The sequence below is a fragment of the Variovorax ginsengisoli genome, assembly GCF_030486595.1.
GTDB lineage: Bacteria > Pseudomonadota > Gammaproteobacteria > Burkholderiales > Burkholderiaceae_C > Variovorax > Variovorax ginsengisoli_B.
This window is the reverse complement of the sequence record NZ_JAUJZH010000011.1, coordinates 148,405-169,099: the sequence shown is the minus strand read 5'-3', so window position 1 is coordinate 169,099 and position 20,695 is coordinate 148,405. Positions and strand designations below refer to the sequence as shown.

General features: G+C 68.2%; 21 protein-coding genes. 14 read left to right on the top strand and 7 right to left on the bottom strand.

Annotation, left to right across the window (positions count from 1 at the left end; all coding sequences use genetic code 11):
- Positions 1 to 31: 31 nt before the first annotated feature.
- Positions 32 to 1,402, bottom strand: coding sequence for a chloride channel protein (locus QZH52_RS17170; protein WP_286533513.1), 1,371 nt, complete (start codon positions 1,400 to 1,402; stop codon positions 32 to 34).
- Positions 1,403 to 1,489: 87 nt separating this feature from the next.
- Here QZH52_RS17170 and ssb point away from each other — a divergent pair, with 87 nt between their 5' ends.
- The gene (gene ssb, locus QZH52_RS17165; RefSeq protein WP_301811175.1) at positions 1,490 to 2,023 is read left to right on the top strand and encodes a single-stranded DNA-binding protein; all 534 of its coding nucleotides are present in this window, start codon (positions 1,490 to 1,492) and stop codon (positions 2,021 to 2,023) included.
- 103 nt (positions 2,024 to 2,126) lie between these two features.
- Positions 2,127 to 3,353, top strand: a complete 1,227-nt coding sequence (locus QZH52_RS17160) for an MFS transporter (RefSeq protein ID WP_286533515.1) — start codon at positions 2,127 to 2,129, stop codon at positions 3,351 to 3,353.
- A gap of 29 nt (positions 3,354 to 3,382) precedes the next feature.
- Here the strand turns inward: QZH52_RS17160 and QZH52_RS17155 are convergent, their stop codons facing one another.
- Positions 3,383 to 4,114: a carbonic anhydrase family protein gene (locus QZH52_RS17155; protein WP_301811172.1), complete on the bottom strand. Its 732-nt coding sequence runs from the start codon at positions 4,112 to 4,114 to the stop codon at positions 3,383 to 3,385.
- A 228-nt stretch (positions 4,115 to 4,342) separates the two neighbouring features.
- On the opposite strand from QZH52_RS17155, the gene QZH52_RS17150 reads away from it, so the two are divergent.
- The 4 genes from QZH52_RS17150 to QZH52_RS17135 are packed head-to-tail and all read left to right on the top strand — an operon-like array spanning position 4,343 to position 6,887.
- On the top strand, positions 4,343 to 5,773 hold the full coding sequence (locus tag QZH52_RS17150) for a basic amino acid/polyamine antiporter (protein WP_301811169.1): 1,431 nt from the start codon (positions 4,343 to 4,345) through the stop codon (positions 5,771 to 5,773).
- A 13-nt stretch (positions 5,774 to 5,786) separates the two neighbouring features.
- Positions 5,787 to 6,200, top strand: a complete 414-nt coding sequence (locus QZH52_RS17145) for an SH3 domain-containing protein (RefSeq protein WP_301811167.1) — start codon at positions 5,787 to 5,789, stop codon at positions 6,198 to 6,200.
- 38 nt (positions 6,201 to 6,238) lie between these two features.
- Positions 6,239 to 6,463, top strand: coding sequence for a LapA family protein (locus QZH52_RS17140; RefSeq protein WP_286519871.1), 225 nt, complete (start codon positions 6,239 to 6,241; stop codon positions 6,461 to 6,463).
- Positions 6,464 to 6,509: 46 nt separating this feature from the next.
- Positions 6,510 to 6,887 carry an SHOCT domain-containing protein gene (locus tag QZH52_RS17135; RefSeq protein WP_286509795.1) on the top strand — a complete coding sequence of 126 codons (378 nt, stop codon included), beginning with the start codon at positions 6,510 to 6,512 and terminating at the stop codon, positions 6,885 to 6,887.
- Between the two features lie 18 nt (positions 6,888 to 6,905).
- On the opposite strand, the gene QZH52_RS17130 is transcribed toward QZH52_RS17135, so the two are convergent.
- Positions 6,906 to 8,474, bottom strand: a complete 1,569-nt coding sequence (locus QZH52_RS17130; protein WP_301811163.1) for a phospholipase D-like domain-containing protein — start codon at positions 8,472 to 8,474, stop codon at positions 6,906 to 6,908.
- A 76-nt stretch (positions 8,475 to 8,550) separates the two neighbouring features.
- On the opposite strand from QZH52_RS17130, the gene QZH52_RS17125 reads away from it, so the two are divergent.
- Together QZH52_RS17125 and mnmA are read left to right on the top strand one after the other, a co-directional pair.
- Complete coding sequence (locus QZH52_RS17125; RefSeq protein ID WP_286533523.1) at positions 8,551 to 9,546, top strand: LLM class flavin-dependent oxidoreductase; 996 nt, start codon at positions 8,551 to 8,553, stop codon at positions 9,544 to 9,546.
- A gap of 52 nt (positions 9,547 to 9,598) precedes the next feature.
- Positions 9,599 to 10,702: a tRNA 2-thiouridine(34) synthase MnmA gene (gene mnmA / locus QZH52_RS17120; RefSeq protein ID WP_301811151.1), complete on the top strand. Its 1,104-nt coding sequence runs from the start codon at positions 9,599 to 9,601 to the stop codon at positions 10,700 to 10,702.
- A 6-nt stretch (positions 10,703 to 10,708) separates the two neighbouring features.
- Here the strand turns inward: mnmA and QZH52_RS17115 are convergent.
- The 4 genes from QZH52_RS17115 to QZH52_RS17100 all read right to left on the bottom strand — a co-directional run bounded on the left by QZH52_RS17115 (position 10,709) and on the right by QZH52_RS17100 (position 13,743).
- Positions 10,709 to 11,475 (bottom strand): IS5 family transposase gene (locus tag QZH52_RS17115; RefSeq protein ID WP_301811148.1). Its coding sequence is split into 2 segments (ribosomal slippage): positions 10,709 to 11,155 and positions 11,158 to 11,475, totalling 765 coding nucleotides; the frame shifts between segments, so codons are not numbered across the junction.
- A 52-nt stretch (positions 11,476 to 11,527) separates the two neighbouring features.
- A complete protein-coding gene (locus QZH52_RS17110; protein ID WP_301811145.1) occupies positions 11,528 to 11,992 on the bottom strand; it encodes an NUDIX hydrolase in 465 nt (154 codons plus the stop codon).
- A gap of 2 nt (positions 11,993 to 11,994) precedes the next feature.
- Complete coding sequence (locus tag QZH52_RS17105; protein WP_301811143.1) at positions 11,995 to 13,023, bottom strand: sensor histidine kinase; 1,029 nt, start codon at positions 13,021 to 13,023, stop codon at positions 11,995 to 11,997.
- The gene (locus QZH52_RS17100; RefSeq protein ID WP_301811140.1) at positions 13,024 to 13,743 is read right to left on the bottom strand and encodes a response regulator transcription factor; all 720 of its coding nucleotides are present in this window, start codon (positions 13,741 to 13,743) and stop codon (positions 13,024 to 13,026) included.
- 229 nt (positions 13,744 to 13,972) lie between these two features.
- Here QZH52_RS17100 and QZH52_RS17095 point away from each other — a divergent pair, with 229 nt between their 5' ends.
- From QZH52_RS17095 to QZH52_RS17070, 6 genes are all read left to right on the top strand, one after another.
- Positions 13,973 to 15,103, top strand: coding sequence for a Re/Si-specific NAD(P)(+) transhydrogenase subunit alpha (locus QZH52_RS17095; RefSeq protein ID WP_286519878.1), 1,131 nt, complete (start codon positions 13,973 to 13,975; stop codon positions 15,101 to 15,103).
- A 28-nt stretch (positions 15,104 to 15,131) separates the two neighbouring features.
- The gene (locus tag QZH52_RS17090; protein ID WP_301811134.1) at positions 15,132 to 15,461 is read left to right on the top strand and encodes an NAD(P) transhydrogenase subunit alpha part 2; all 330 of its coding nucleotides are present in this window, start codon (positions 15,132 to 15,134) and stop codon (positions 15,459 to 15,461) included.
- Positions 15,458 to 16,945 (top strand): NAD(P)(+) transhydrogenase (Re/Si-specific) subunit beta, encoded by a 1,488-nt coding sequence (locus QZH52_RS17085; RefSeq protein WP_301811133.1) that lies wholly within the window; start codon positions 15,458 to 15,460, stop codon positions 16,943 to 16,945. The genes QZH52_RS17090 and QZH52_RS17085 overlap by 4 nt, the downstream gene beginning before the upstream one ends.
- Positions 16,946 to 17,061: 116 nt before the next feature.
- Positions 17,062 to 18,741 (top strand): long-chain-fatty-acid--CoA ligase, encoded by a 1,680-nt coding sequence (locus QZH52_RS17080; RefSeq protein ID WP_301811129.1) that lies wholly within the window; start codon positions 17,062 to 17,064, stop codon positions 18,739 to 18,741.
- A 53-nt stretch (positions 18,742 to 18,794) separates the two neighbouring features.
- Complete coding sequence (locus tag QZH52_RS17075; protein ID WP_286519883.1) at positions 18,795 to 19,799, top strand: ABC transporter permease subunit; 1,005 nt, start codon at positions 18,795 to 18,797, stop codon at positions 19,797 to 19,799.
- Entirely contained in the window at positions 19,796 to 20,695 is a 900-nt protein-coding gene (locus QZH52_RS17070) for an ABC transporter permease subunit (RefSeq protein ID WP_301811126.1), read from the top strand. The genes QZH52_RS17075 and QZH52_RS17070 overlap by 4 nt, the downstream gene beginning before the upstream one ends.

The following is a 20,695-nucleotide window of genomic DNA, read 5'->3' as shown; positions in this document are numbered from 1 at the left end:
GGCAACCGGACATGATAAGTCCCCGGAGCTTTCAGGGCACGGGCGGGGAATCTTCCGATTCCGCGGGCTCTTCCTGCCGCGGCGGCAGCGGCGCCCCGATCGCCTGGCTCACCATGAAGTCGGCCAGCACCTCGTAGAGCGGCCGGGTGATCATCCGCGCCACCAGGCTGGCGCCCATCGCGCAGGCCATCAGGCTCAGCACCATCGAATGGCCGTCGACCATCTCCATCACGATGATGAAGGCGGTCAGCGGCGCCTGGGTCACGGCGGCCAGGAAGCCGGCCATGCCCATCGCGATCAGGGCCGGCCGCAGCGCTGGCCCGGCCAGCTGCGACAGGCCCTCGCCGATGCCGGCACCGATGGTCAGCGAGGGCGCGAAGATGCCGCCCGGCACGCCGCACCAGGCGGTGAGCCAGGTGGCGATGAACTTGAGCAGGGTCTGCAGCGGCGTGAAATCGCCCTGGCCGGCCAGCAGCTCCTTGACGGTCTCGGAGCCCGAGCCGAAGGTCGCGCCGCCCGAGGCCAGGCCGATCACGGCCACCGCCAGCCCGAGCCCGGCCGCGAAGCGCACCGGCCAGCGCTGGCGCCAGCGGTTCAGCCGCTCCGGCGCAGCGGTCAGCGAACTGGCCATCAGCTTGGAAAACAGACCGCCTGCCACGCCCGCGACCAGTGCCACCCCCAGGCCCGGGCCGAGGACGTCGATGCCCAGGCGGGGCACCTTGATGACGCCGAAGTAGCTGAAATTGCCGAACACCGAGACCGCCACCAGGCCGGCCAGCACGATGGCCGTGATGATCAGGCCGCTGGCCTTGGCCTCGATCCGGCCCGACAGCTCCTCGATCGCGAACACCACGCCGGCCAGAGGCGCGTTGAAGGCAGCGGCGATTCCGGCCGCGCCGCCGGCCAGGATCAGCGAGCGCCGGTTGATCGTGGTGCCCGGCGACAGCCAGCGCCGCGAATGCTGCAGCAGGCCGGCCGCGACCTGCACCGCCGGCCCTTCGCGGCCGATCGACAGCCCGGCGCCGAAGCCGGCGACCGCCAGGCCGATCTTGGCCAGCGTCAGGCGCAGCGACACGAAACGGCTGCGCAACCCGTGCGGCAGCGCCGGGTGCAGCGCGGCCTTGACCTGCGGAATGCCCGAGCCGCTGGCGGCCGGGGCCCAGCGGCGCGTGGCCCAGACGATCGCCGCGGTGGCGGCGGGCGTCCACAACAGCACCGCCCACGGATGGCTGCCGTACAAGCCGCGGAACAGCGCGAAGGCCCGGTCGCTGGCGATCGTGAACCCGACCACGAACAGGCCGGCGGCCACCGCATAGCCCAGCACGATGGCGCGGTCCAGCCACTGACGGCCGCCGGACAACTCGGCGCGCAGGTTCTCGAGGAAGTCGGGTTCGCGATTCATTGGGAAAGTGGAGCGATTGTCTCAGGCGGCATGCGGCACAATCCTGGGTTTTCCTTCTCCTTCACCACTTCATCAGGGGCAGTGCATATGGCATCGGTCAATAAAGTCATCCTCGTCGGCAATCTGGGACGCGATCCCGAAACCCGCACCTTTCCCAGCGGCGACCAGGTCTGCAACGTGACCCTCGCCACCACCGACAAGTGGAAAGACAAGCAAAGCGGCGAAATGCGCGAGGCTACCGAGTGGCACCGCCTCGTGTTCAACGGCCGGCTGGCCGAGATCGCCGCGCAGTACCTGCGCAAGGGCTCGCAGATCTACGTCGAAGGCCAGATCCGCACGCGCAAGTACAACGACAAGGACGGCGTTGAGAAGTACGCCACCGACATCCGCGTCGACCAGATGCAGATGCTGGGCAGCCGCCAGGGCCAGGGCGGTCCGTCGGGTGGCGGTGACGACGACGGCGGGTACTCGCAGGGCGGCGGCGGCGGCGGTGGCGGTGGCGGCTACTCGCGCCCGCCGGCAGCGGCGCCTCGCGCGCCTGCGGCGGCACCGGCAGCGCGCCAGGCGCCGGCCAAGTCGTCGTCGGGCTTCGACGACATGGACGACGACATCCCGTTCTGATCTCGACCTCCGTCGATCCGCAGACCCAAGGGCCGGTTCTCCACCAGAGCCGGCCCTTCGCATTTCGGCGATGATCTGACGCCCCCCGCCAGGAGCCGGAGCCATGTCGATCCCCCCATCGCCGCCGTCCCGCGCCAAGGTCCGCTCGCTGGCCATCCTCCTGCTGTGCCAGGTCGGCGCCATGACCGTCTGGTTCTCCTCCGCGTCGGTGGTCGCGACCGTCAAGCAGACCCAGGCGGTGAGCGCCCAGGCGGCGGCGCTGCTGACCAGCGCGCTGCAGGTCGGCTTCGTCGCCGGCACCATCTTCAGCGCCGTGCTCTCGCTGGCCGACCGCTTCGATCCGAGGCGCCTGTTCATGGCCTCGGCGCTGGTCGCGGCCGCCGCCACCGCCTGGCTGGTGTTCCTGCCGCCGACCGGCCCGCTCGTCTACGCCTTGCGCTTTCTCACCGGCGTCTGCATGGCCGGCGTGTATCCGGTCGGCATGCGGCTGGCGGCGACCTGGGCCCAGGGCGACCTCGGCTTGCTGATCGGCCTTCTGGTCGGAGCCCTGACGCTGGGCTCGGCTAGCCCGCACCTGCTGGCGGCCAGCGGCGGGCTGGACTGGCGCCTGGTCTACGGCGTCGCCGCGGCCTGCGCCGCGCTCGCGGGCGTCGCCGTGCTGGCCTGCGGGATCGGCCCGCAAATGGCCCGCGCCGCCCGGCTCGACCCGACGAAGTTCATGCAGGCCTGGCGCGACCCGGCGGTCCGGCTCGCCAACCTGGGCTACCTGGGCCACATGTGGGAGCTGTATGCGATGTGGGCCTGGCTGGCCGTGTTCCTGCAGGCCAGCTTCGCACTTAGCGGCCGGCCCGATGCCGCTCACCAGGCCAGCCTCTGGACCTTCGCCGCGGTGGCGTCGGGCATGCTGGGCGCCTGGGGCGGAGGCCTGCTGGCCGACCGCATCGGCCGGACCGCGGTCACCATCGGCGCCATGGCCGCCAGCGCCAGCTGCGCGCTGCTGATCGGATGGCTGCTGGGGGCCTCGCCCTGGATCGTGGTTCCGGTGGCGCTGCTGTGGGGCGTGACCGTGATCGCCGACTCGGCCCAGTTTTCGGCCAGCATCGCCGAACTCGGAGACCCTGCCTCGGTCGGCACCCTGTTGACCATCCAGACCTGCACCGGCTTCCTGCTGACGCTGGTCAGCATCCACCTGGTGCCCGACGTGGTGGCCCTGGCCGGCTGGCCCGGCGCCTTCAGCATGCTGGCGGTGGGGCCGCTGCTCGGCTGCGTGGCGATGTACCGGCTGCGGCAGCGGCCGCAGGCGCTTCGGCTGGCCGGCGGGCGGCGCTGACCTGGCATCGAACCGGCGGCGTTGTTGGCCTAGCTCAAGAAGGTCAAGGCACCGTTCGACAGGTCGTACATCGCCCCGACGATCTTGATCTGCCCTTTCTTCTCGAGGTCCGAGAGGGTCGGGCTGCCGCTGCGCAGCGTGTCGATGGTCTGCTGCACGTTGGTTCGCGCCACCGCGTCGACGAAGGCCGCGTTCTTGCTGGTTCGCTCGCCCGCGTAGGTGGTCGCCGCCACGGCGGGCTTGATGGTGTCGAGCAGGCCGGTCAGGTTGCCGAGCTGCACGTTGTCGATGGCGCCTTTGATCGCGCCGCAGGCGGTGTGGCCCATCACGAGCACCACCTTGGCGCCGGCGGCGGCGCAGGCGAACTCCAGGCTGCCCATCAGGTCCTTGTTGGCGATGTTGCCGGCGATGCGGGCGTTGAAGCTTTCGCCGATCCCCATGTCGAGGATGATCTCGGCCGGCGCGCGCGAGTCGATGCAGCTCAGGATCACCGCCGCCGGGAACTGGCCCGATGCGCTGGACCGCTTCTGCGCCAGGTAGTCGTGCTGCGTCGTCTTGCCGGATCGGAAGCGCTGGTTGCCCCGCTTCATCATCTCGATGATCTGGTCGGGGGTCAGCGCGTCGCGCTGGGCCTGGCTCAGCGAAGCCGCCTCGGCGTCCTCGGTGCGCAGGCCGATGCCGGCCATCAGCACGGCGGCGCCGGTGCCGGCGCCGGCCTTCAGCCAGCTCCGCCGGCCGCAGCAATCCTGGATCGATGTCATGGGCGTTCCTCTGTGGTTGTCCGGCCGATGATGCGGCGATCGATGCCGAAAATCCAGCCGGCGCGCGGCGCTAGAAGACGCGCTTGACAAAGGTTTGCGAGCCATCGATGCTCGCCGCCGGATGTGTTCCATGGACTCGGCCGACGCGCACGACACATCGTGGGAACCCATGAGAACAACGAATCTGGAGGTTGGACGGGCACTTCGGTTCCGCCCTGTTGACCCTGCATGAGCACTTCGCAAGACCAGAAGCTTTCGCGTGGCGCCCTGATCGCGCTCGTCGTCGGGTCCATGATCGGTTCGGGCATCTTCGCGCTGCCCTCGGCCTTCGGCCGTTCGACCGGTGGCCTCGGCGCACTGATCGCATGGACCATCGCCGGCACCGGCATGCTGATGCTCGCGCTGGTCTTCCAGACCCTGTCGATGCGACGGCCCGACCTCGACACCGGCATCTATGCCTACGCCAAGGCCGGCTTTGGCAACTACCTGGGTTTCGCGTCCGCGGTGGGCTACTGGATCGGCTGCTGCCTGGCCGACGTCGCTTGCCTGGTGCTGATCAAGGCCACGCTGGGCCAGTTCTTCCCGGTCTTCGGCGATGGCTCGACCGCGGTCGCGATCGTCTCCGCCTCCGTGATCTTGTGGGGCGTGCATGTGCTGGTGCTGCGCGGCGTCAAGGAGGCGACGGCGCTCAACACCATCGCGACCGTGGCCAAGATCGTGCCGATCGCGGTCTTCCTGGTGGTCGCCGCCGCCGGCTTCAAGGCCGACATCTTTGCCTGGAACTTCTGGGGCGGCGAGGAGCGCAGCCTGTCGAGCGTCGCGAGCCAGGTCCGCAACACCATGCTGGTGACGGTGTTCGTGTTCGTGGGCATCGAGGGCGCCAGCGTCTATTCGCGCCACGCGAGAAAGCGCGAGGACGTCGGCGCCGCCACCGTGCTCGGCTTCCTGGGCGTGCTGTGCCTGCTGATCCTGGTCACGATGTTCTCGTACGGCGTGTTGCTGCGCCCCGACCTGCAGGCGCTGCCGACACCCGCGATGGCTGGCGTGTTCGCCTCGATCGTAGGTCCCTGGGGCCTGGTCTTCATCAGCGTCGGGCTGCTGATCTCGATCCTCGGCAACTACCTGTCGTGGTCGCTGCTCGCGGCCGAGGTGCTGCATTCGGCGGCCAAGAACCAGACCATGCCGAGCTTTCTCGCCCGCGAGAATGCCAACAAGGTGCCGTCCGCCGCGCTGTGGCTGACCAACATCGTGATCCAGCTCTTTCTGCTCGTGACCTGGTTCGCCGAGTACGCCTTCACGATGGCGCTGAAGATGACGAGCTCGATGACGCTCGTCCCCTACCTGCTGGTCGCCGCCTACGGGCTCAAGCTCGCATGGACCGGCAAGACCTACGAGCAGGACGGCCGCAGCCGCACGGGCGACTGGGTGCGCGGCGCCATCGCGACGCTCTACGCCGCGGGCATGCTGTATGCGGGCGGCCTGAAGTTCCTGCTGCTCTCGGCGATCCTCTACGCGCCGGGCACCATCCTGTACTTCCTCGCCCGGCGCGAGCAGAAGGAGCGGATCTTCACCGGGCCCGAGATGGTCGTCTTCGGCGTGCTGGTGCTCGCTGCGATGGCGGCGCTGTGGGCGCTGGTGTCCGGCTCGATCACGGTGTAGTGTGAGGGTGACCATGCCGATCCCCGTCTCGACCCGATGGCTCGCCGCCTTGGCCTTACTGCTGCTGCCGCTGGCGGCGCTGGCACAGACGGCCTCCACCTTGCAGGCGGTCAACATGCGGGCCGGTCCCGACCGCGTTTTCCCGGTCGTGAGCTGGCTGCCGGCGCGCACGCCGGTGCGGGTGTTCGGCTGCACCACGCGCTGGCGCTGGTGCGATGTCGCCGCCGGCCGCAACCGCGGCTGGGTCGATTCGCGCTATCTCTCGAATGCGGTGCGGCGGGCGCCGATCGTCAATTTCTCGGTGCCGACCTACTGGGACCGGCATTACCGCGGACGGCCCTGGGACGTCGATCGCAACCAGTGGTCGAACTGGCGTTCGCCCGGGTTCCGGCCGCCGCCGCCGCCGCCGATGCGGCCGCCTCGATGAACCACGCCGCTTCGCATTTCACCAAGGAGAGACCCCTCATGCACCGCTTCGTCTACATCGTGCTGATCGTGATCCTGGCCGGCATCGTCCTGCTGTTCAAGTTCCAGAACCTGGAGTCCGCGACCGTCTCGCTGTTCTCCATGAGCATCACGCTGCCGATCTCGGTGCTGGTGCTGCTGATCTACGTGCTGGGCATGTTCACAGGCGGCTTCGTGCTGAGCCTGCTGCGCTCGCTGGCGCACGGCGCCACGCGCCGGCCCTGAAGCCGCCTCTGTTTACTCGATTTTTCAACAAGCTAGAAAGACATCCATGAGCAATTTTTGGGACCTGATTCAATTGCTGCTGTCGACCTTCGTCCTGATCGTCTACCTGCTCATCCTGTTCCAGATCATCGGCGACCTGTTCCGCGACTCGGAGCTGGGCGGCGGATCGAAGGTGCTGTGGATCATCGGCCTGGTCGTGATCCCGGGCCTCACGGCGATCCTCTACATCGTGATCCGCGGCCGGGGCATGGCGGAGCGGCAGCGTGCCAGCCTGCAGCGCGCCAAGTCCGACACCGACGCCTACATCCGCGAAGTGGCCGGCAAGTCGCCGGCCGAGCACATCGCGGATGCCAAGGCGCTGCTGGACGCCGGCACCATCACCCCGGAAGAATTCGCCAGGCTCAAGGCCAAGGCCCTGGCCTGAGCAGCGCGCCGACGCGCGTCAGAGCAGGTCCTCGGGCACCAGCGGCTGCAGCAGCAGCCGTTGCAGCGTGTTCCATGGCGACACGCCCGGCTCGGTGTCGACGCCCTGGTCGTCGTCCTCGTTCGGCGACACCCACGCGAGCGCGCTGCCTTGCGTCTCCAGCCGCAGGGCGTAGGCCTCGTTCTTCATCGCGTCGATCAGGCGCAGCGCTTCCCTGGCCAGTGCCGGGCTGTCGATCGCGACCCCGAGCTCGGTGTTGCGTCGCGCCGAGCGCGGGTCGAGGTTGAGCGAGCCGAGCAGCACCACTTCCTGGTCGATCACCATCAGCTTCGCGTGCAGGCGACCGCGCGACGAGCCGCTGAAGAAAGGCTGGCTCGCATTGGCGGAGGGCTGGGCGCTGATCTCGTACAGCCTGACGCCGGCGCGCAGGATCGGCCGCCGGTAGCGCGCATAGCCGATGTTGACCAGGGCCGAGTCGTTGGCCGACAGCGAGTTGGTCACCAGCGTCATCTCGACGCCCTTGCGCTGCAGGCTGTGCATCACCGCCATGCCGCGCGTGCCGGGCACCAGGTAGGGCGAGCTCACCACCAGTTCGCTGCGGGTGCCGAGCATCTGGCTAACTGCGCCGGTCATCAGGCTGCCGGCCTCGAGCTCGTCGCCGATCTGCAGCCGCTTGGACGGCTGGTCGGCGACGGCGTAGGCGAGGCCGGGGACCAGGCTCAGCCGGTTTGCCGCCAGTTCCTTGCCGACCGGCTCGCGTCCCAGCAGGTCGCGCGCGGGCAGTCCGGGATCGATCGGTGCCGCGCTGTCGGGCAAGAGGCGCGCGAGCGCGGCCGTGCGCGCGGACTCGGGGCCGAGCGGTCGCACCAGGGACTTGGCCGGAAAGGATTCTTCGCTGTTCCAGTAGCGGTCGAAGAGCACGCCGAGCTGGGGCACCACGCGACCCGCGGCGATGGCGTCGAGGTCGATGAAGTTCGCCACCGGGTCGCGGCCGAAGTAGGCGTCGGCGATGTTGCGGCCGCCGATGATGGCCAGCGCGCCATCGGCGATCATCAGCTTGTTGTGCATCCGGTGATCGAGCCGGGGCAGGTCGCCGAGCGAGGTCGCGATGCGCCCGGCCAGGCTTTGGCGGGCGCAGCAGAACGGGTTGAACAAGCGGATCTCGAAGTTCGGCAGGTCGACCAGCGCCTCCAGCAGCGGCTCGGCGCTCGCGCTGTTGAGGTCGTCAAGCAGCAGCCGTACGCGCACCCCGCGCTGGGCGGCGTCGCGCAGCGCGGCGAACACGGCACGCCCGGACTCGTCGTTGTCCATGATGTAGACCTGCAGGTCCAGGGTGCGCGTGGCGCGGCCGATCAGCGCCAGCCGGGCATCGAGGCCGTAGGCGCCCAGCGGCAGCAGCCGGAAGCCCGACTGGGCGCTGGCCGGCAGCGCGGACTCGGCCAGCCGGGCCAGCGGGCTTTGATCCGGCGCGGCGGGAAGACTGGTCGACACCGGCCGCTCCACGCCTGCCGGCAGCGAGCCGCAAGCGCCCAGGGCCAGGGCCAGCGCAAAACCAAGCATGCAGGAACCGAAGCGTCGCCAATTCATGGCCGCAAGCCTACCCGGTGGCGGGCCAATATCCCTTCGGCGCTTGAATCCGGCCGATCCGCGCCAAGATAGCGGCATGATTCCGTTTTCAATCCTCGATCTCTCCCCCGTCACCGAAGGCAGCGATCCCGCGCAGTCCTTTCGCAATTCGCTGTCGCTGGCGCGGCATGGCGAGAAGCTGGGCTACCGCCGCTACTGGCTGGCCGAGCACCACGGCATGCCGGGCATCGCGAGCGCGGCCACGGCGGTACTGCTGGCCCACATCGGCGCCGGCACCTCGACGATCCGGATCGGCGCCGGCGGCGTGATGCTGCCGAACCATTCGCCGCTGGTGATCGCCGAACAGTTCGGCACCCTGGAATCGCTGTACCCGGGGCGCATCGACCTCGGCCTCGGCCGCGCGCCCGGCTCCGACCAGCGCACCGCGCAGGCGCTGCGGCGCGACCTTCAATCCGATTCGGACCAGTTCCCGCAGGACGTCGTCGAACTGATGGACTTCATGTCGAAGGAGCCGCGCCAGCCGGTGCTCGCGGTGCCCGGCCGGGGGCTCGAGGTGCCGGTGTGGATCCTCGGATCGAGCACTTTCGGTGCCCAGCTCGCGGCCCATCTCGGCCTGCCCTATGCCTTCGCCTCGCACTTCGCGCCGCAGCAGCTGATGCAGGCGATCCGCATCTACCGCGAGACCTTCAAGCCCTCGGCGCAACTCGCCAAGCCTTACGTGATGCTGGGCTTCAACGTGTTCGCGGCCGAGACCGACGAGGAAGCCGCGTTCCGCGCCACATCCTGGCAGCAGGCCTTCGTCAACCTGCGCAGCGGCCGGCCGGGGCGCCTGCCGCCCCCGGTCGCCAACTATCGGCAGAAAGTCGGCCCGGCCGAGAACGCCTTGCTCGATTCGGTGCTGTCGTGTTCGGCGGTGGGGTCGCGCGACACCGTGCGCGCCGGCATCCAGGCCTTCGTCGAGCGCACCGGTGCGGACGAGCTGATGATCACCTCGCAGGTCTTCGACCACGACGCGCGGCTGCGCTCCTACGAGATCCTGGCCGAACTCCGCGACCAGCTGCCCGCGCGCTGAATTGACCCGCCGCCGGCACCGGCTTGGCCGGTGCTGGGACAATGCCAGCCCTATGGAAAAGCAGCGCATCGTGGTGGGCCTGAGCGGCGGAGTCGACTCCGCGGTCACGGCGCACCTGCTGAAGCAGCAGGGCCACGAGGTGGTCGGCATCTTCATGAAGAACTGGGAAGACGACGACGACAGCGAATACTGCTCGTCGAACATCGACTTCGTCGACGCCGCCAGCGTGGCCGACGTGCTGGGCATCGAGATCGAGCACGTCAATTTCGCCGCCGACTACAAGGACCGCGTGTTCGCCGAATTCCTGCGCGAGTACCAGGCCGGCCGCACGCCGAATCCCGACGTGCTGTGCAATGCCGAGATCAAGTTCAAGGCCTTCCTCGACCACGCGATGCGGCTCGGCGCCGAGAAGATCGCCACGGGGCACTACGCACGCGTTCGCCGCAACGCGGCCAGTGGCCTGCACGAACTGCTCAAGGGACTCGATCCGGCCAAGGACCAGAGCTACTTCCTGCATCGCCTGAACCAGCAGCAGTTGTCGAAGACGCTGTTCCCGGTCGGCGAGCTGCACAAGACCGAGGTGCGGCGCATCGCCGACGAGATTGGCCTGCCGAACGCGAAGAAGAAGGACTCCACCGGCATCTGCTTCATCGGCGAGCGCCCTTTCCGCGAGTTCCTCAACCGCTACATCTCGAAGGAGCCGGGCCCGGTGCGCGACGAGCGCGGCCGCCAGATCGGCGAGCACCAGGGCCTGAGCTTCTACACGCTGGGCCAGCGCCAGGGGCTGGGCATCGGCGGCATCAAGGCCAAGGGCGCCCGGCGCGGCGCCGGCGACCACGCGCCATGGTTCGTGGCGCGCAAGGATGTCGCCGACAACACGTTGTGGGTGGTGCAGGGTCACGACCATCCGTGGCTGCTGTCGTCGGCGCTCGAGGCCGACGATGCGAGCTGGGTCTCGGGCCAGGCGCCGGCGCCCGGCGCGCTGGCCGCCAAGTCGCGCTATCGGCAGGCCGACGCGTCCTGCCGGATGGGCGAGGGGCGCGATGGCGCCTTCCGCCTCGAATTCGAAGAACCGCAATGGGCCGTCACACCGGGCCAGTCGGCCGTGCTGTACGACGGCGAGGTCTGCCTCGGTGGCGGCGTGATCGCGAACTAGGGCGTGTTAACACAAACGAAGTCCGTCGGCGATCAGCGCGAAGCTGATGAAGCCGATGAACATCACATCGAGTTTTTTGAAGCGAGAGAAGATCCGGCGGTAGCCTTTGAGGCGCCGAAAGAGGCGTTCGATCTCATTGTGACGTTTGTACATCGCTCGGTCGTACTCCCATGGCGTCATCGGGGTTTGCTTGGGCGGAACGACAGGAATGAAGCCCAGATCGAGTGCCAACTGCCGTGTCTCATTGCCCTCGTAGGCGCGATCCATGAGCAGGTGGAGAGGTCGGTCGGGTGCACCCAAGCTGCTCAGCAAAGCGCGTCCTGCGGGCGCGTCGTGCGCTTGGCCAGGCGAGAGGGAAAACGTTACGGCCGTTCGAGCATCCGCGGCAACCATATGAATCTTGGTGGTCCACCCGCCTCTGGATTGACCGATAGACTGGGGACCGTTTTTTTTTTTAACGCACCAGTGCCATCGGGATGAACCTTCACGATGGTGCTGTCCAGCGACACCGCCTCGATCTTGATGCGCACGACCTGGGCCTGCTGAAGCTCGGCAAACACGCGATCCAGCACGCCGCTCTTGGACCACCGATTCATGCGCGTGTAGATGGTGTGCCAGTTGCCGAAGCGCTTGGGCAGGCCGCGCCACTTGCATCCGTGCTCTGCAACATAAAGGATCGCATTCAACACGTCCAAATTCGAGAGGCTTACATTGCCGCGCTGCAGAGGCAGGCAGTGCTCGATCTGGGCGAATTGGGCTGGTGTGATCTCCATGCATGAATTATCTGTCGTCATCCATGGTCAACTCAGTTAGTGTTAACACGCCCTAGATCAACGACGGATCGACGCGCACGAGCTCCAGCGGGTAGCGCTTGCCGGCCGCGTGGTCTTCGACGCCCTGCAGCAGCAGCGGGCTGCGATGCCGCGCCACGCTGGCGCGGATTTCATCGATCGTCATCCACAGCGTGCGGACGATGCCGTGGTCGAGCGGCCGCGCCGGCTCGAAGGCGCCGAGCGTGCCCGTGAAGGCGAAGCGCAGGTAGGTGATGTCTTCGGGCTGCCGGGTGCGGGCCAGATAGATGCCGACGAGCGCGGTGGGGCTGAAGTGGTGGGCGGTTTCTTCCAGTGTTTCGCGCACGCAGCCCTGGACGGGCGATTCGCCGCGGTCGAGATGCCCGGCCGGGTTGTTCAGCCGCAGGCCGTCGGCCGTGTCTTCTTCGACCAGCAGGTAGCGGCCCTGCTGCTCGATCACGGCGGCCACCGTGACATTGGGTTTCCAGCGCTTCGCCATGCTCATGACTCCGTGAAAGGCGCCGCAAGTTCGGCCGCGGTCGGCCTGGGCAGCACCAGCGTGACGGTGCAGCCGGCATCGGCTGCGTGTTCGATGTCCAGGCTACCACCATGGCGCTGTGCCACGGTGCGGGCCAACTGCAGCGCCTGTCGCACCGGTGGGCCCGCGGCAGGCTCCCGCAGGGCGACGCGCCACTGCCCGTCGTGCGCCGTGACGGCGCACGACAGGATCGAGCCGGGCGGCGAGCGATCGAGCGCATGGTCGAGCATCGCGCCCAGTGCGCGCGTGAGCATGCCTCGATCGGCGACGCAAGGCGCGTCGTCGGGCAGGGGCCGCAGCAGGATCCGGACCCGTTGCCGGCCCGCCGTGGACCAGGCCGCGTCGACTACCATCCGCAGCAGCGCGGCGAGGTCCAGCAACTCGGTTTGCAGCGGCCGTGCCTGCGTCCTTGCCAGCTGCACGAAGCGGTCGGAGCGGTCGAGGCCGGCCTGCGCCTCGCGCTCGATGCCCTGCAGCAGCCGGCCGTCCGCCTGCGCCGCTTCCGGCCGCTGGCGCGCCAGGTCGAGCATGGCGAGGATCGTCGTCGCGGATTGGCGGGCGTCGTGGGAGAGGAATCGCAAGGCGTGGTCGCGTTGTGCCTCGGCCAACCACAGCAGCGTGACATCGACCAGCACGACCAGCCAGCCGTGCAAGCCCTGACCCTCGTCGACGAGCGGCAGGCAGCGCAGCAACCAGCCGCGGCCCTGCGCATCCTCGCCCTCGCCGCAGGTCGCTCGCGGGCCGCCGCGCAGCGCGGCCCGGGGCAGCAACGGCGCCCCGTCGCCGCGGCGGCGAAGACCGCTGAGCAGGCTGTCTGCAGGCTGGCCCTGCAGCGGCGCCCCGGCGCCTTGCCACTGGCCCTGTGCCACCAGGTTGGCGACCGCCACGCGGCCTTCGGGGTCGAGCAGCAGCGCCGCATCCGGCCAGTGGTCCAGGCTGTCGCGCAACCGGCGCCAGTCGGGCGGCGGCGGCGTGCGGGCGTGCCGCTTCATTCAGATGCGCCGGCCATGGAGCGCCTCGATCTGCTCCGACTCGAGAGGCTCCAGCCTGTAGCCCATGCCATAGACGGCGGACAGCAGGAAACCGTTGGAAGGCTGCAGGTCGAGTTTCTGCCGCAGTCGCGAAATGTGGGTGTCGAGCGATCGCGACGGTGTCTCGGTGTCGAGGCCCCAGACCGCCTCGCGCAGGTGGTCGCGCGACAGCAGGCGGCCCAGGTTGCGGAACAGGAACAGCGCCAGCGCGTGCTCGCGGCGGCTGAGTTCGACCAGTCTGCCGGCGATCCGAAGGGTGCGCGTCGCCGCATCGAAGCGATAGTCGCGAAACAAGAGCTGGCTCTCTTGCTGGGCCGGGTAGGTGCGGCGCAGCAGGGCGCGCACGCGGGCCTGAAGCTCGGCCACCCGGATGGGCTTGGTCATGAAGTCGTCGGCGCCGGCCGCCAGCCCTTCGACCAGGTCTTCTTCCTCGCGCCGGTTGGTGACGAACAGGATCGGCATGGCGCTCTTGAGGTCGTCGCGGATCCGTTTGACCAGCCGCGGGCCCTCGATGTCGGGCAGTCCCCAATCGAGGATCAGCAGATCGTAGGTTTCGCGGTGCAGGTCGCGCAGCAGCGACTTGCCGTCGCCATAGCCGTGGCACTCGTGGCCGATGACCTCCACAGCATGGCGGATCAGTTCGAGCTGAACCCCCTCGTCGTCAAGCGCAGCGATACGCATTCGATCCCCCTGAATCTTGTTGTCATGCGAAGCCGGCGTTCTTCGTTACGGTCATCGCGCCGACAGTGTACCCAGCGAAGCAGGTTCCGGAGTGCTATCGATTTGATAGCGAAATGGACAGCCAGGGCGCTCCAAGGTACCGCTGGCATCGGCACCTGGGGGACAACTTCCGGCTGGCGTCTTCGGGTAAGCTCGGCGCGAATTCCAATGCTGCCCTGAGGAGAAGTCCATGCTGATAGGCGTGCCGGTCGAAACCGTGCCAGGCGAAACCCGTGTCGCCGTGACCCCGGAGACCGCGAAGAAGCTGGTGGCGCAAGGCCATGTCGTTCGTGTGCAGTCGGGCGCCGGCGTGGCCGCCAGTGTGACCGATGCGGCCTACCAGGCCGCCGGCGCCGAGATCACCGATGCCGCGGGCGCCTTCGGCGCCGACATCGTGCTCAAGGTACGCAGCCCCGACGACCGCGAGTGCGCGCTGATGAAGCCCGCCACGGTGCTCATCGGCATGCTCAACCCCTTCGATGCCGCCGGCCTGCAGCGTCTGGCGACCGCAGGCCTGACGGCCTTCGCGCTCGAGGCCGCCCCGCGCACCACCCGTGCCCAGAGCATGGACGTGCTGTCGTCGCAGGCCAACATCGCCGGCTACAAGGCCGTGATGATCGCCGCCGACAAGTACCAGCGCTTCTTCCCGATGCTGATGACCGCCGCCGGCACCGTGAAGGCCGCGCGGGTCGTGATCCTGGGCGTCGGCGTGGCCGGCCTGCAGGCCATCGCCACCGCCAAGCGCCTGGGCGCGGTGATCGAGGCCTCGGACGTGCGGCCCTCGGTCAAGGAGCAGATCGAGTCGCTGGGCGGCAAGTTCATCGAGGTGTCCTACGACACCGACGAAGAGAAGGAAGCCGCGGTCGGCGTCGGCGGCTATGCCAAGCCGATGCCCCCGAGCTGGCTGGCCCGCCAGCAGGTCGAAGTCGCCAAGCGCGTCGCGCTGGCCGACGTCGTGATCAGCACCGCGCTGATCCCGGGCCGGGCGGCCCCCACCCTCATCACCGAGGACATGGTCAAGGCCATGAAGCCGGGCTCGGTGATCGTCGACATCGCCGCCGGCAAGGGCCCCGACGGCGTGGGCGGCAATTGCCCGCTGTCGGAGGCCGACAAGACGGTGGTCAAGCACGGCGTGACGATCGTCGGCGAGACCAACCTGGCGGCGCTGGTGGCGGCCGATGCGTCGGCGCTCTATGCGCGCAACGTGCTCGACTTCCTGAAGCTGATCGTGGCCAAGGAAGGCACGCTCAAGATCGACCTCGAGGACGACATCGTGGCGGCCTGCCGCATGGCGCAAGACGGCCAGGTCACCAGGAAGTAAGACAAGAAACCCCCGGAGGAGCATCGCCATGGATCCCGTATCCCATACCGTCATCAACCTGATCATCTTCGTGCTGGCGATCTACGTCGGCTACCACGTGGTGTGGACCGTCACGCCGGCACTGCACACGCCGCTGATGGCGGTCACCAACGCGATCTCGGCGATCGTGATCGTGGGCGCCATGCTGGCGGCCGCGCTGACCGAGACGGGTCTCGGCAAGACCATGGGCGTGCTGGCCGTGGCGCTGGCCGCGGTCAACGTCTTCGGCGGCTTCCTGGTCACCCGGCGCATGCTGGAGATGTTCAAGAAGAAGGACAAGAAGGCCGCACCAGCAGGTGACAAGGGGAACGCAGCATGAGCATGAATGTCGTCACGCTGCTGTACCTGATCGCCAGCGTCTGCTTCATCCAGGCCCTGAAGGGCCTGAGCCACCCCACCACGTCGATCCGCGGCAACCTCTTCGGCATGGTCGGCATGGCGATCGCCATCCTGACCACCGCGGCGCTGATCGTGCAGCTCTCGGGCGGCAAGGCCATGGGCATGGCCTGGGTGCTGCTCGGGCTGGTGGTCGGCGGCGGCTACGGCGCTTACCGGGCCAAGACGGTCGAGATGACCCAGATGCCCGAGCTGGTGGCCTTCTTCCACAGCATGATCGGTATGGCGGCGGTGTTTATCGCGGTGGCCGCGGTGGTCGAGCCCTGGGCCTTCGGCATCACGCCGCCGCCGGTGGCGGCCGCGGTCGGCGTGCAGACGCCCGAGGGCGCCGCGATCATCGACGGCTTCCTGCGCTATGCCATCCCCGCGGGCAACCGCCTCGAACTGTTCCTGGGTGCGGCCATCGGCGCGATCACCTTCAGCGGCTCGGTGATCGCCTTCGGCAAGCTCTCGGGCAAGTACAAGTTCCGCCTGTTCCAGGGCGCGCCGGTGCAGTTCAAGGGCCAGCACATGCTCAACCTGGTGCTGGGCCTGCTGACCATCGCGCTGGGCCTGGTCTACATGGCGACCGAGAGCTGGGCGGCCTTCCTCGCGATGCTGCTGCTGGCCTTCGTGATGGGCGTCTTGATCATCATCCCGATCGGCGGCGCCGACATGCCGGTGGTGGTGTCGATGCTCAACAGCTACTCGGGCTGGGCGGCCGCGGGCATCGGCTTCAGCCTGAACAACGCGATGCTGATCGTGGCCGGTTCGCTGGTGGGCTCGTCGGGCGCGATCCTGAGCTACATCATGTGCAAGGCGATGAACCGCTCGTTCTTCAACGTGATCCTGGGCGGCTTCGGCGGCGAGGCGGCCACGGCCGGCGGCGCGGCCCAGGAGCAGCGCCCGGTCAAGAGCGGCAGCGCCGACGACGCGGCCTACATGCTGTCCAACGCGGACACGGTGATCATCGTGCCGGGCTACGGCCTGGCGGTGGCGCGGGCGCAGCACGCGGTCAACGAGCTGGCCGAGAAGCTCACCCACAAGGGCGTGACGGTGAAGTACGCGATCCACCCGGTGGCCGGGCGCATGCCGGGCCACATGAACGTGCTCTTGGCCGAGGCCGAGGTGCCCTACGACCAGGTGTTCGAGATGGAGGACATCAACGGCGAGTTCGCGCAGGCCGACGTGGCGATCATCCTGGGTGCCAACGACGTGGTGAACCCGGCCGCGCTCACCAAGGGCACGCCGATCTACGGCATGCCGATCCTGGAGGCCTACAAGGCCAAGACCGTGATCGTCAACAAGCGAAGCATGGCCGCGGGCTACGCAGGTCTCGACAACGAGCTGTTCTACATGGACAAGACCATGATGGTCTTCGGCGACGCCAAGAAGGTGGTCGAGGACATGGCGAAGGCGATCGAGTAGCGCTCGCCGCGTCGCGAAGACCACGGGCCGCGCAATGTCGCGGCCCGTGCCGCATCCGAAGCTCAAGTTACGATGGCGGCAGATTTCCCCACAAGATTTCGTTCTGGAGACTGACAGTGATTGATCGACCCTGGCTCGGCAGCTATCCGCAAGGCGTGCCCGCCGACATCGATGCCTCGCGCTACGCCTCGCTGGTGGCGCTGATGGAAGAGAGCTTCACCCAATACGCCGACCGCACGGCCTACAGCTTCATGGGCAAGGACGTCAGCTACGCCGACGTCGACCACCAGAGCCGCGCCTTCGCCTGCTACCTGCAGGGCCTGGGCCTGGTCAAGGGCGACCGGGTGGCGATCATGATGCCGAACTGCCCGCAGTACCCGATCTCGGTGGCCGGTGTGTTGCGTGCCGGCCTGATCGTGGTCAACGTCAATCCGCTCTACACGCCGCGCGAGCTCGAGCACCAGTTGAAGGATTCGGGCGCGACCGCGATCGTGCTGATGGAGAACTTCGGCACCACGCTGCAGCAGTGCATCGGCGCCACGCAGGTCAAGCACGTGGTGCTGGCCTCGATGGGCGACCGGCTCGGCATGCTGAAAGGCGCGCTGGTCAACTACGTGGTGCGCAGCGTCAAGAAGATGGTGCCGGCGTTCAGCCTGCCGGGCGCGGTGCGCTTCAACGATGCGCTCGAGAAGGGTGCCACGCGCACCTTGAAGGCGCCGGCGCTGGGGCCGGACGACGTCGCGGTGCTGCAATACACGGGCGGCACCACCGGCGTGTCGAAGGGCGCGGTGCTGCTCAACCGGAACGTGATCGCCAACGTGCTGCAGTCCGAGGCCTGGAACGACCCCGTGATGCAGAAGGTGCCGGCCGGCGAGCAGCCGACCAGCATCTGCGCGCTGCCGCTCTATCACATCTTCGCTTTCACGGTGAACATGATGCTCAGCATGCGCACCGGCGGCAAGCTGATCCTGATCCCGAATCCGCGCGACATCCCGGCGGTGCTCAAGGAACTGTCGAAGCACACCTTCCACAGCTTCCCGGCGGTCAACACGCTGTTCAACGGCCTCGCGAACCACCCGGACTTCAACACCGTCAATTGGAAGAACCTCAAGGTCTCGGTCGGCGGCGGCATGGCGGTGCAGGCCGCGGTGGCCAAGCTCTGGCTCGAGAAGACCGGCTGCCCGATCTGCGAGGGCTACGGCCTGTCGGAGACCTCGCCCTCGGTGACCTGCAACCCGACCACCAGCATCGCCTACACAGGCACCATCGGCGTGCCCTTGCCGAGCACCGAGGTCAAGCTGCTCGACGACGACGGCCGAGAGGTCCCGCTGGGCAGCACGGGCGAACTCGCGGTCCGGGGGCCGCAGGTGATGGCCGGCTATTGGCAGCGGCCCGACGAGACCGCCAAGGTCATGACCCCCGACGGCTTTTTCAAGACCGGCGACATCGCGATCGCGGACGAGCGCGGCTACTTCAAGATCGTGGACCGCAAGAAGGACATGATCGTGGTCTCGGGCTTCAACGTGTATCCGAACGAGATCGAGGACGTGGTCGCGCTGATGCCGGGCGTGCTCGAGTGCGCCGCCGTGGGCATTCCGGACGAGAAGACCGGCGAGGGCGTCAAGCTGGTGATCGTCAAGAAGAACCCCGACCTCACCGAGGCCGAGGTCCGGGCCCACTGCCGCGCCAACCTGACCGGTTACAAGCAGCCGCGGGTGATCGAGTTCCGCACCGACCTGCCCAAGACGCCGGTCGGCAAGATCCTGCGGCGCGAACTGCGCGACGTTAAAAAGTAGTAAGGGTTCGGCCGAGGACCATAGCCGGCATCGCTCTTGCATATTGGGCGTGAATGTTCAGATTCATCCTGACCCGCGCCAGCCTGCTCGTGCCGACCTTCATCGGCATGACCTTGCTCGCCTTCTTCCTGATCCGTCTGGTGCCGGGCGACCCGATCGAGACGCTGGCCGGCGAGCGCGGCATCGACCCGGTGCGCCACGCGGCGCTGCTCAAGGACTACGGGCTCGACAAGCCGCTGTTCACCCAGTACGGCATCTACATCGGCCGCGTGCTGCATGGCGACCTCGGCAAGTCGGTGATCACGCAGGAGCCGGTGATGAGCGAGTTCCTGGCGCTGTTCCCGGCCACGGTCGAGCTGGCGCTGTGCGCCATCGCGTTCGCGCTGCTGCTGGGCATTCCGGCCGGCATCCTGGCGGCGGTCAAGCGCAATTCGCTGTTCGACCATGGCGTGATGGCGACCTCTCTCACCGGCTACTCGATGCCGATCTTCTGGTGGGGGCTGCTGCTGATCCTGTTCTTTTCGGTGCAACTCGGCTGGACGCCGGTGTCGGGCCGGATCTCGGTGCAGTATTTCATCGAGCCGGTCACCGGTTTTCTGCTGATCGATACGCTGCTGTCCGATGAAAAGGGCGCCTTCGTCTCGGCGCTGCAGCACCTGATCCTGCCGGCCATCGTGCTCGGCACCAACACCCTGGCCGTGATCGCGCGCATGACACGATCGGCCATGCTCGAAGTGCTCGGCGAGGACTACATCCGCACCGCCCGGGCCAAGGGCCTGGCGCCGCTGCGCGTGATCGGCCTGCATGCGCTGCGCAACGCGATGATCCCGGTGGTCACCGTGATCGGCCTGCAGGTCGGCGTGCTGTTCACCGGCGCGATCCTGACCGAGACCATCTTCTCCTGGCCCGGCGTCGGCAAGTGGCTGATCGAGGCGATCGGGCGGCGCGACTACCCGGTGCTGCAGGGCGGCATGCTGCTGCTCGGCGTGATCGTCATGACGGTCAACGTGGCGGTCGATGTCGCCTACGGGCTCATCAATCCGAGGATCCGCAGATGAGCGCCAGCGCCGTGGTGACCGACAAGAGCACCGCGCCACCCGGCCCGTGGCGCGAGTTCTGGGGCGCGTTCTCGGCCAACCGCGGCGCGGTCATCGGCCTGGCCGTGATCGTCTTGCTGCTGCTGGTGGCGCTGTTCGCGCCGTGGATCGCGCCGCATGCGCCCAACCAGACCGACAGCAGCGCCTTCCTGCGGCCGCCGGCCTGGCAGGAGGGCGGCACCGCCGCGCACCTGCTGGGCACCGACGCGATCGGGCGCGACATACTCTCGCGGCTGATGTTCGGCGCCCGGCTGTCGCTGTCGATCGGCATCGCCGTGGTGGCGATCTCGGCCGCGGCGGGCATCGCGCTGGGCCTGATCGCGGGCTTCTTCCGCGGCGTGCTCGAGATCGCGATCATGCGGCTGATGGACGTCGTGCTGACCTTGCCCAGCCTGCTGCTGGCGATCGTGATCGTCGCCATCCTCGGTCCGGGCCTGACCAACGCGATGCTCGCGGTGGCCGTGGTGGTGCTGCCGCACTACGTGCGCATCACGCGGGCCGCCGTCATCTCCGAAGTCTCGCGCGACTATGTCACGGCGGCCCGCGTGAGCGGCGCCGGCACGCTGCGGCTGATGTTCCGCGAGGTGCTGCCCAACTGCGCCGCACCACTGATCGTCCAGGCCTCGCTGGGCGTCTCGACCGCCATCCTCGACGCCGCGGCGCTGGGCTTTCTCGGCCTCGGCGCGCAGCCGCCGTCGCCCGAGTGGGGCACGATGCTCGCCGATGCGCGCGAGTTCGTGCTGCGTGCCTGGTGGGTCGTGACCTTCCCGGGCATGGCGATCCTCGCCGCGGTGCTGGCCTTCAATCTTCTGGGCGACGGGCTGCGCGACGCGCTCGACCCCAAACTCAAACGCTGA